Source organism: Bacteroides sp. RTP31139st1_H2_RTP31139_211217, from assembly GCF_040227615.1.
Taxonomy (GTDB): domain Bacteria; phylum Bacteroidota; class Bacteroidia; order Bacteroidales; family Bacteroidaceae; genus Bacteroides; species Bacteroides uniformis.
This window is the reverse complement of sequence record NZ_JBCNZM010000137.1, coordinates 333-11,087: the sequence shown is the minus strand read 5'-3', so window position 1 is coordinate 11,087 and position 10,755 is coordinate 333. Positions and strand designations below refer to the sequence as shown.

Sequence of the window (10,755 nt, the reverse complement as noted above, 5' to 3'; positions counted from 1 at the left end):
GCTTTGGGGCATGCAGTTGGCATTGGTGAACACCAGCCATTCATATTTGCTGGCCTTGATTCCAAGCGTCACGGCCAGCTTCTTGCGGCTGATGTAGCGGGAGGAATCGGGCACGAAGCTGTGGTAGAGATGGGGATATTTCTCCTCGAGGATGGTCAGGTAATCCTCGCTCTCATCGGTGTTGCCGTCGTTAATGACGATGACTTCAAATTGGGGATAGTCCTGCTCCAGCACGGCGCCCAGGTTGCGGCGCAGATTCTCGGATTCCTCGCGGGCGCAGATGATGACGGATATGGGGGGCAGTTCCTGGGTGAAGTGCGTGTCTCCCTGCTTCACGGCACGGCTGCGCGCATGAATACGGTTGTAGAGACAGAGGTAGTAGATAATTTGAATAAGGAACAGACCACCCGCCGTAGCGAGTACGATAATTTCAGTTGAATCTAATGTAAATGCTTCCATGTGCAGTAGGACGTTTATGTGCTGCAAATTTACACAATTTCCGGCACTACCTCAAACTTTGTTCCGGGAAAGTGCTTGGACAAATACTGCTTGATGTATTTCATCGTGTCTTCCTGGATAGTCTTGTCCTCTACCGTGGGATAGAGGTTGTAGAGTACCGTATCGAGCGCGATGCCCCGGTTCTTGATGGCTTCGAAGCTCAGCAAGGTGTGGTTGATGCTGCCCAGCTTTCCGGAGGTGACAAAGATAAGCGGGTACTGCTTCTCCGCAATGTAGTCTATCGTCAGGAAATCTTCGGTAAGGGGAACCATCAGACCGCCGGCGCCTTCTACGAGCACGGTATCATAGCGATGGGAAAGTTCCCTGGTGGCACGCTCTATTTTTCCGAAGTCTATCGGGCGCTTGTCTATGCGGGCGGCGAGGTGGGGAGAGCAGGGATAGGAGAATATCTCGGGCATGGTCAGCCCCTCTTTGTCTTCCGGCAGGTAGCCGGTTCCGGTGAGGCGGCGGTGCAGGTCGATGTCCTCGGAATGACCGGTGTTGCCGGTCTGGATGAATTTTTGGGTGATGACGCGCAGGCCGCGTTGCATAAGCTCACGGGCGTACCAGGCGGTGCAATAGCTTTTTCCGGCATCTGTATCAATGCCGCTGATGAAGTAGATGTTTTTTGTTTCCATTATTTTGTTTTTTTTCGTGCGATGATATAAATGGGGTGATAGGTCAGGTTTACGTTGCCTGCGGCATCACTGAACCGGGTTGTGTATTCTTTGCAGAAGGATTGCAGGCGGCTGCGCGTCCATATCCTTTTTTCCGTTCCCGTCACTCCGGTTTGCTTCAGATGCTTCAGCACTGCCTGAGGGGTGGGGAAGGGCAGGGTTACTACCTCTTCCTCGGCATGGAGAATATCGAAGTGGGGAGACAGCAGGGCTTGCAGCTCCTCAACGGAGAGATAGTCCAGCCCATGCCCCGTCAGTTGGCGTATTTCGTGCATGTTTGTGGTGTCGAAGGTGCTGAAGGCAAGCAGGCCGTCTGCCACCAGTGCTTGGTGGCAGCGGGTGAGGAAAGCACCTGGGTCGTTGAACCATTGCAGGGTGGAGCACGAGGTTATCAGGTCGGTTTCTCTGGGGAAGTCGAGAGCTTCGGCATCACCCGGCAAGAAGCTGACGCGGGGAGTGCGCGTAGTGCATAGCTCCCTGACGCATTCCTCCATATCCCGGCAGAGGTCGTTCAGCAACAGCGTTTCCGGTTGCAAGGTGTTCAGCAACATGCGCGAGTAGCTGCCCGTTCCGCAACCAAGCTCTACGATGTGGCGGAAGTGTGTAGGAAGTTGCGGACGGGGTATGCCTGCGGAAAGCAGGGCATCGGTCAGTAGGCGCATCATTTTTTCGGCTACTTGCCGTTGCACGCTGGCTTCGCGGTCGTAGGTGCTTCGCGAGTAGGAGAAGCGTTTTGCTACAAGTTCTTTGTCTATGGGGTGTGTAGGGGTATCTGTCATTTTTTTCAATCCTTTTGTTATGTATCCAGTTCTCTCAGATGGCTTAGAAAATCGTCAATGGGCATCGACCACATGTCTTGCAGCAAGAAGCGGAACATTGGTTCGTCATAGTGGGCGCAGTCTGCAACAATCAGTTTGTCGTCATCGAACATGTCATCGAAATTTAGTTTCATATTTTCTAAAGGGAAGATGCGGTCGTTGACGCCTATGAAAGCGTAGTCATAATCGATGTATTGGTATTTATCGTTTACAAAGGCATCCATCTCGTCATCATTGGAGTAGATATAATTGCCGTTTTCATCGATGGTTATCCCTCTCATTTGGGTGTATTTTTTCTCAATGAGTTCCAGCTCTTCCTTAATTTCGTTGAAGTCCCGGCGGGGAGTGATGGCAAGGAAGGCTTTGTAGGCATTGCTGTCTTTGCACATGCGGCGCATGAACTTCTGGAGCGAGGCGGGAGTCAGTCCGCTCAAGGTGTCTCGGAAGGTCTTTTCGGGAATTCCATCTGTGTCACCGATAGGGGTAATGGTACCATTGAAAGCTATAAGCAGCAGTTTCTCCTTGGGCACGGAAGCCAGTGCGATGGGAGCTGCCCATACGCCCATGGACCATGCCACTACGTTCACTTGCCGGTATTGCTCCAGGATGGAGGTATCGAAATCGAGCGTGCGGTAGTCATAGCAAATCATGTAGTCCATGCCTTGGGGGCAATATTGTTTAAAGGGTGTTTCGTCGGCTGCCCATCCTGCGAAGAACAGTAGCAGCTTGGGATTATTTTTTTTGATGATGTAAACTTGTTTCATAATAATATATGTGATGAATTTTCTTATACTATATATATTTAATTATTTCTTCTATCTCTTGTTCTGTAATGTCCGCTGTCAGCGAGAAGCGGATACGTGATGTCCCTTCGGGCACCGTGGGCGGGCGTACCGGCAGTGCATAAAAGCCATGCCTCTGCAGCAACTCTGCGCACAGCACGGTGTCGGCACTGGGGCCGATAATCAGTGGGACGATATGGCTTGCGCTGGGGCATCCGTACCCCTTGGCTTGTAATGCTTCGCGCAGTGTCCGGCTGATTCTTGCCAGATGCTCGCGGTGGTCCTGCATTCTGGCAAGTTTCCGTACGATAAACAGTGTCCAGGCAATACTTGTCGGAGGCAATGCCGTGGTGAAGATGAGGGTTCGCATCCGGTTGACGAGATACTCGCGTATCGTCCGGCAGCAGGCGATGTATGCGCCGGCAGACGCCGCTGCCTTGCCGAAGGTGCCCACGAGGAAATCTATATCCCGGATGCATCCGGTTTCTTCGGCGCAGCCCAGACCGCGCGGTCCCCTTACGCCGAATGCATGGGCTTCGTCCACATAGAGCAGTACGTTGGAGTATCTTTTTTTCAAACGCACCAATGCCGTGAGGTCGGCTTGGTCACCGTCCATGCTGAAGATGCTTTCTGTGACGATAATCAATTGCCGGAATGTTGCATGGTGTTGTTCCAGCAGGCGTTCCAGTTGTACCAGGTCGTTGTGGCGGAAGCGGATGCAGCGTGCGGTGGATAGGCGGATGCCGTCGATGATGCTGGCATGCACCAGCTTGTCTGCCAATATCAGGGTTTGTGCATCGCTCACGGCGGGTAGAATCCCCATATTGGCATGATAGCCGCTATTGAGCACCAGTGCTGTCTCTGTGCCGAAAAGTGTAGCGAGTTCCGTCTCCAGCTCTTCGTAAATCCCGAAGTTCCCCGTCAGCAGGCGGGAGGAGGAGGAAGTCGGCAGGAAGGTGTCCGGTGTCAGTGTCTGCAGGAATTCTTCCTTCAGCTGGCGGTCGGCAGCCAGACCCAGATAGTCGTTGGACGAAAGGTTCAGCATATGCCGGCCATCGGCTACAACCGTGCGTCCCTCGTGTGTCAGTTGCGGCAGGCGGCGCAGGTTGCTGTGTTCTTTCAATGTTTGCAGCTCTTGCTGCATATAGTTAGTTACGTTCATAAATTCTTGATATAATAATTTTCCCTTTATCCTCTCAATTCATTTCCTGTATAATTTTCATCAACCCTCCCGTCAGCTTCCTCAACTGTTCCGGCTCTATAATGAACGGAGGCATCAGGTATACCAATCTTCCGAACGGGCGTACCCAGATTCCCTCCTCAACGAAGCGTTTTTGCATCCACGCCATGTCTACGGGCTTTTTTGTCTCAATCACCCCGATGGCTCCCAGCACACGTACATCCGTCACTTGCGGTAATCGGCGTGCCGGTTCAAGCTCTTCTTGCAGTTGCCGGCTGATGCGAGTCACCTTGCCTTGCCAGTCGTATTCGGGCGAGGTCAGCAGCTTCACCGAAGCGCACGCTACGGCGCATGCCAGTGGATTCCCCATAAAGGTGGGTCCGTGCATAAACACCTCCGGTGTATGGTTGGAGATGGTATCCGCCACTTCATTCGTCGTCAGTACGGCAGACAGCGTCATGTATCCGCCCGTTATGGCCTTTCCTATGCACATGATGTCCGGTTCTACACCCGCGTGCTCCCAGGCAAAGAGTTTTCCCGTCCGTCCGAAGCCCGTGGCTATCTCATCGAATATCAGCAGCAGGCCATGTTCCTTGCATATCTGTGCCGCTTCGCGCAGGTACTGGGGGTGGTAGAACCACATGCCGCCAGCGCCCTGCACCACAGGTTCGAGGATAAGCGCTGCCAGTTCCTCGTGATGCTCCTCTACCAGTTTCCGCAGTTCCACCGTATCCCGTTCATCCCATTCGCCGTGGAAGCGCGAGCGCGGCTGCGGCACGAAATAGCGCACCGGCAATGATGCCCCGAACAGCGAATGCATGCCCGTCACCGGGTCGCAGACAGACATGGCATTCCATGTATCCCCGTGATAACCCGAACGGATAGTCACAAAATTGTTCTTCTTCGCCTTTCCCTTGCCATACCAGTACTGCACGGCCATTTTCAAGGCCACCTCTACTGCCACCGAGCCCGAGTCGGCATAGAATATCTTCTGCATGGACGGCGGGACGAGCGGTAGCAGCAACTGGCCCAGTTCAATGGCAGGGTCGTGTGTCAGCCCTCCGAACATCACATGCGACATCTTGCCCAGCTGTTCCTCTGCCGCCCGGTTCAGTGTAGGGTGGTTGTACCCGTGGACGGCGCACCACCACGACGACATTCCCTCTACGAGTGTTTCTCCGCTTTCCAGGGTGATGGTGGCGCCTTCGGCATGCTTCACCTTGTACACCGGTAGCGGGTTGGTGGTGGAGGTATAGGGGTGCCATAGGTGCTCTCTGTCGAACTGCGAGCCGCAGAACCGGTATCCGGCATTTTCTATCAGCACCTTGTCTTCCGACACTTTCGAGCCGAGCGTTGTCAGCAGGTCGCCCACGATGGCAGAGTTGATGCCGATGTGCAGCGCTTGCTTCACGGCCTCCTTGCTCAGTTGCGAGCGTCCTCCGGCAAAGCGGAGGAAAGCCGTCGGGTTGATGAAGCGGAAGAGGGCGATGGTGGTCAGTATTTCCTCCTCGCTGAGTGGCGCCTGCCGTTCCAGCGGTGTGCCGGGGATGGGGCTCAGGAGGTTGATGGGGATGGACTGTACTTCCAGCTCGCGCAGTGTGAAGGCGAATTCGATACGTTGCTCCATGCTCTCGCCCATACCGATGATGCCGCCGCTGCAGATGTCCATGCCTACGTTGCGGGCGGCTTGCAGGGTGCGCAGCTTCTCTTCCTGCGTGTGCGTGCTGCACAGTTGGGGAAAGTAGGAGGGGGCTGTCTCCAGGTTGCAGTGATAGCGGGTGATGCCTGCGTCGTGCAGTGCCCGCATTTCGTCTTCGTTGAGCAGTCCCAGTGATGCGCACAACTGGATGGACGAGTGCCGGCGCATGTGCCGGGCGGCTTCGCACAGTTTCTCCATGTTTCTGGAGGAGGGCTTCCGTCCACTGGTCACCAGCGAGAAACGTGCCACGCCCTGGGCTTCATTATGCCGGGCATGCCGCAGGCATTCTTCTTTGTCCACCAGGTCGTACACGTCTGCCTGGGTTTTGTAGTGCGACGACTGTGCACACCACTTGCAGTTTTCCGGGCATCGTCCGGACTTGGCATTAATGATGGAGCACATGTCAAACTCCTCCGAGGCCAGGCCCCGGGTTATCTCGTGGGCAGCTTCGTATAGCGCTTCCTTGTCGGGTTGCACAGCCAGCCATTCGGCTTCTTCCTTACTGATGTGGCTGCCGCGCAGCACTTGTTCCTTTAATTTCTGTAGGGTCATATCTTTCTTGGGTTATGTTCATGGATAAAGACAGAGGTACGGATTGCCGGGGCGGTGCAGCTCGTCATTCTGCTGCATGGCTTCCGGTAATCCGTACCTCTTGTTCTCTTTTGTTTCAGGCTATATGTGTCTTGTCCGCCCGTATTCCCGCAGGGGCGGATGAATTGTGTTTCAAAAAGAATGTGCCGGTTCGTTCCCGGCTCCGTGAGGATACTTGTCAGGACGCTGCTGCTACCCAGCGGAATGCCGGTGTCGGTTTCCCTTCCTTCCGTTTCTCCTTTCCAGGTACTCTCTTCCCCGCATCCGGCATGTCCGGCGGTTCCCGCAGTCTTCTGTTTGGACAGAGAGCTGTCTGCCACGCTTTTGCGCAGGCAACCGATGGTGACACACCGTCCTATGCTGGCAAATGCAGCGTAGGCTTTTCTGCTCCAGCGGCGGAAGCGGATGGTAGGTGCGGCGGGTGATGTATTCCTCATGTTTTTTTCAGCCTGATGCGGTTTTGTTTCCTTTTAGCGGATGCAAATGTAGAAAAAATAATTTCATAACGGTAATGGTCATGCATGAAAAAGCCGCGCAAATGCAACTATTGCGCGGCTCTTCTTTAAGCAATGTCGTAGGATTTCACTCTTTGGACGACTGGTAGTAGAGATACCAGTCATTATTGGTGGCACCATTGGACTCTACCCATTTGGCGAAATCGGGATACTCCAGGTCGATGCGTACGGTTTCCTTTGCCGGAGTGAACCGGATGGGGCCTTCCGTGCCGGTTGTGGCCGGCAGCATGATGGCGAATGGATATTTGCCGTCCTTGTTGATGTAGTAGGCATCGTCTTCGGCTCCGATTTGCTCTGCGTTGGCTTTACCGGTCGCTTTCTTCTTGGGCAGATGCACTTCTGTCCGGTTGTCGGCTCCGGCTGTATACTGGGCAATGATGAACGGGTTCAAGTCGCTCTCCAGATTCTTCTTAGGCAATGTGTTGTCTGCAAATGTACGGGTTACGGTAAATTCGTTGCCCTGCACAGACTTTGCATCGGGGAATAGGATGACAGAAGAGGTCTCTGTTTCATCGACTGCTCCGGCAGGCAGTTCTATGCTGCCTCGCTGGCTGGCCACATATTGCACGGCAAATGCGTTGGAGTATGTGGCGGCACCACTTTTCTGTACGGGTACAAAGGTGTCTTCCACCTTCAGCACATAATTGTTGCTGTTGAATGAAATGGCCCGTTTGTGTTCGATAATCACGTCGTTCAAGTCATAGTCACCGCCATTGGGCCAGATGTCTTCGTAGGCATACGTGCGGTAGGTTGTTTCGGAGCTCGTCACCGTAGGCTCTTCCGGGTCTATGACCGGACGGTCCGGGTCTTGAATGGCTTCATTGGGGTTGGCATCGATACAGAACAGTATGTCTTCGTAGCTGGTATCATCGCCATCTTCTACTCCGTAGACTACCGTGCCGTTGCTGGTGGAGAGGGAGATAAAGCGAGCTTGTTGGCCTGCATATATCTTGTTCCATTCTTTATTGGAATATATATAATTTATAGAGTAGTCGATACCTTTATTGGGGGTATATCCATTGGGGATGATGAAATATCCTATGGTATATCCTGCCGGGAATTTGGTGGAGACATTACCGTTTTCGTCCTGATACAGAAGTTGTATTTTTGTATTCCTCTCTATAGGAGCGGCAGATTGGGAATACTTGTTACTACCTCGTCCGGTATATGGGTCGTCTCCTGCAATGGATGCATTAGGGATGATAATGAATTTGTCTACCTTGTCAGGGCTGTTGGGAACGTCATTGGTCTTGTAGTAATAATAGCCGATGGAAGTCAGGTAACCGGCACGTTCGGTCAGGAAGGTCAGATACAGTTCTGCATCGGTAATCGTTACGTGTTGTCCCTGGTTGTTGATATATGCTTGGGCAATGGTGGTGTTCACATGCTTTGTATCGCTCACCAAAGCTCTGTTGTCCAGATTGCTGGGTTTGCTGTCATAACCTTTCCACAGTGTGTGTTGTAACTGCTTTAAAGTTCCGTCATTGAAATTTCCCGTAGTTACAATGTCATTATTATCAATAATCTCACCGTGAGATTGTCCCCATCCAACGATGGAGTATACCCGTTCCTTCCTATCCTTTAGGTCGATAGTCAGGTTGGATTTTGCACGTGTCATGGCAGTTGAGCGGGTGTTGGCATTATTTTCGGTCATATCTACCACCACTTTGCCATTTTCCACATCTGCTTCCACATACATGGGGGCTCCCCAACTTTGTGAGATGATATATACCTTTTCTGTCGCTTTGGGCAGTTCTACGTTGCCGGTGAAGCGTCCGTCTGCATCTGCAAAGATTTTAAAAACCGCTTCGCCGTTGATGGAGTAGAGGTTGTTTGTCTGATAGGTGATGGGGTCTTCTGTAAACACCTCTATTAATGCGCCTCCTGCGATTTTTCCATAATTCACGTCAAAAGCTACCTGGGCTGTTGTTGCAAAGTCAAAGTATTCGCTCTCCGGCTTTAGTTCTGTTTTTCCACGTTCGGGATTGTATAGGTCTTTTTCGGTACATCCCGTGAATATGCTGCAGGCAATTGCTGAAATGAGGGTTGCAGCACTAACTTTCGTCATAAGTCTAACTTTCATATTTTTATTGTTGTAGATTGCTTGCTTGTTTGTCTTATGAACGCTGTCTATATCACAACCGCCACCTACTTCACAGACGAGTTGTAGATACTACATTTTCTCGAGCGCTTTTTTCATGTTGCAAATATAAACATAGTATTTATAATCTACAACTTTTGGGGTTTAAAAACACTTTTGGTGGGTTAAAAAGTTGTATAAAGTGAATTGATACTAATTGGATGAATCGAATGGTGCGGGCATAAAAAAAAGGCTATCTATCCCAGACAGCCAATCTTTTGTTAACCTTAAATCTAATACTATGAAAAACACATTGCAAAGGTACGTGTTTTCTGATAATCTCCAAATTTGCAGTAGATAATATCATGTTTTATAACAAGACTTAATGGTCATTAAGAACTTTATCTGCAATATTCATCGTACATTTGCTCCTGATATATCATCCGTTTGCCCTTTATGCATTATGCATTCGGTGCAGACGGATGATGTGTTTTCGTGAACTTATATACAGACAAACAACTATAAAACAGACGTTTATAATGAAATCAATCCAGAACAAAGGAATAAACCTCACCGCAGAAGACCTCAAAAACCGAATCGCTGACAGAAAAGAACGATATACCAAGCAGCAGGCACGACGCGAGAAATTGGAACAAACCATGGAGAACACTCGCAATGACATCGAGCAACTGGAGTATACCCTTGCACAGATGGAACGTGCCGCCAAGCGCTCCCGCAATGCTGCCGTACAGCCTTCCCGTTTTGTCCCCCGCGAGCGTATCGCTAGCTTCTTTGCCCGTGTTTCCCGTTTTTTCGACCACCTTCAGCACCGCTTGCACCGTAGCTTGAACTATACTTGGTTCTGCCTTGTGCTATGCTCCCGATATACTTTTCAGAGCCGCCTGAAAAGCGTAGAACGCTGCTGTCTTACACCGGCCACGGTGCTGGGGTACTTCAAGAGGGAGAGGGAGATGTAACCAGTGACTTCGCTCTTATGGTAGAAGCAGCCTTAGGGATTAGTGCGGAACTCCTCGTTAATAGGCAGGCGAGATATAATATGGCTGTCTCTCTTAAAAAAAATCGCTGACCGATAAGTTGCATGAAATACACAAAATGTGTGCTTTACTATTATAGTATGAAAGTGTTGCTTTTATCAATAAGACAGTGAGGGTGTGTCATCAACCGTTTTGACACATTCATTTTTCTTGAGCAAGTTTTCTTATTGCCACTCGAACTTTCCCAGTTTTCCCTCCCATTCTAACTTTGCAACATGTTTTATTAATAAATATATGCAAAATGATAAAAGAACAAAGTTTTGAATGGCTGCTCGAGGGATGCCATCGCATTGCAGATGTGGCAGTGGCCTATTACCCAAACTACGCGTATGCCTGCTCGGCCGTAAAGGCCCTGCGCCGTTCCATTGCGGAACACGCTTGCCTGCTGAAGGATCTGACGGACCAGGGCTATACCGCCAGGACTGCCCACCTCACCCCCGTACAGATAGGCATTCTCCTGAGCTACTGGGGGATGCCCGACCACGTGAAGGATATGACCGTGAAAAATCCGTATCTTCTGGTCTCTAAAAAATATGCGAAATAGAGAATGTATTTCTAATACATTCTGATTATTTTAGTATATTATTATATAGGGTGGTGGAGGATGAGGTGAACCCCTCTCTCGCCACCTTATGTATTTCATTAATTTTTAGCCGATTCTAACTGCTTATTTGTATCCCCCTGGCTGGTCCCTTACCTTTGTCGCATTATCGAATTAAGAATAGACAAAAATGGAAAAAGAAATGAGACCCATGACAACGGAGATGCTGAAGAAAGGCTATCTCCTCTTCCCCAAAGCCTTGTTTGAGGAACAAATGAATAGGAAAACCGGAGAGAAAGCCGCCGATGCCTTCGAAGCC

10 protein-coding genes are annotated in these 10,755 nt (G+C 50.8%); 2 read left to right on the top strand and 8 right to left on the bottom strand.

What is annotated here, in order from left to right; all coding sequences use genetic code 11:
• The 8 genes from ABUA47_RS18410 to ABUA47_RS18375 all read right to left on the bottom strand — a co-directional run.
• Positions 1 to 459, bottom strand: a 459-nt coding sequence (locus ABUA47_RS18410) for a glycosyltransferase (RefSeq protein WP_349831865.1), incomplete at its 3' end; no start/stop codon positions are given.
• 29 nt (positions 460 to 488) lie between these two features.
• Positions 489 to 1,136, bottom strand: a complete 648-nt coding sequence (gene bioD, locus ABUA47_RS18405; protein WP_035448736.1) for a dethiobiotin synthase — start codon at positions 1,134 to 1,136, stop codon at positions 489 to 491.
• Positions 1,136 to 1,954 carry a malonyl-ACP O-methyltransferase BioC gene (gene bioC, locus ABUA47_RS18400; protein WP_349824527.1) on the bottom strand — a complete coding sequence of 273 codons (819 nt, stop codon included), beginning with the start codon at positions 1,952 to 1,954 and terminating at the stop codon, positions 1,136 to 1,138. The genes bioD and bioC overlap by 1 nt, the downstream gene beginning before the upstream one ends.
• Positions 1,955 to 1,971: 17 nt before the next feature.
• Positions 1,972 to 2,757, bottom strand: coding sequence for a pimeloyl-ACP methyl esterase BioG family protein (locus ABUA47_RS18395; RefSeq protein ID WP_035448733.1), 786 nt, complete (start codon positions 2,755 to 2,757; stop codon positions 1,972 to 1,974).
• Between the two features lie 28 nt (positions 2,758 to 2,785).
• Positions 2,786 to 3,937 carry an 8-amino-7-oxononanoate synthase gene (locus ABUA47_RS18390; protein ID WP_035448731.1) on the bottom strand — a complete coding sequence of 384 codons (1,152 nt, stop codon included), beginning with the start codon at positions 3,935 to 3,937 and terminating at the stop codon, positions 2,786 to 2,788.
• 34 nt (positions 3,938 to 3,971) lie between these two features.
• Positions 3,972 to 6,206, bottom strand: a complete 2,235-nt coding sequence (bioA, locus tag ABUA47_RS18385) for an adenosylmethionine--8-amino-7-oxononanoate transaminase (protein ID WP_035448730.1) — start codon at positions 6,204 to 6,206, stop codon at positions 3,972 to 3,974.
• Positions 6,203 to 6,682 (bottom strand): hypothetical protein, encoded by a 480-nt coding sequence (locus tag ABUA47_RS18380; protein WP_005837403.1) that lies wholly within the window; start codon positions 6,680 to 6,682, stop codon positions 6,203 to 6,205. Before ABUA47_RS18380 ends, bioA begins: the two co-directional genes overlap by 4 nt.
• Before the next feature lie 145 nt (positions 6,683 to 6,827).
• Entirely contained in the window at positions 6,828 to 8,843 is a 2,016-nt protein-coding gene (locus ABUA47_RS18375) for an LruC domain-containing protein (protein ID WP_057252824.1), read from the bottom strand.
• Between the two features lie 536 nt (positions 8,844 to 9,379).
• On the opposite strand from ABUA47_RS18375, the gene ABUA47_RS18370 reads away from it, so the two are divergent.
• Complete coding sequence (locus ABUA47_RS18370; protein WP_005837401.1) at positions 9,380 to 9,817, top strand: hypothetical protein; 438 nt, start codon at positions 9,380 to 9,382, stop codon at positions 9,815 to 9,817.
• A 319-nt stretch (positions 9,818 to 10,136) separates the two neighbouring features.
• Positions 10,137 to 10,439, top strand: a complete 303-nt coding sequence (locus ABUA47_RS18365) for a DUF4248 domain-containing protein (RefSeq protein WP_005831107.1) — start codon at positions 10,137 to 10,139, stop codon at positions 10,437 to 10,439.
• The last annotated feature ends 316 nt before the right edge of the window (positions 10,440 to 10,755 follow it).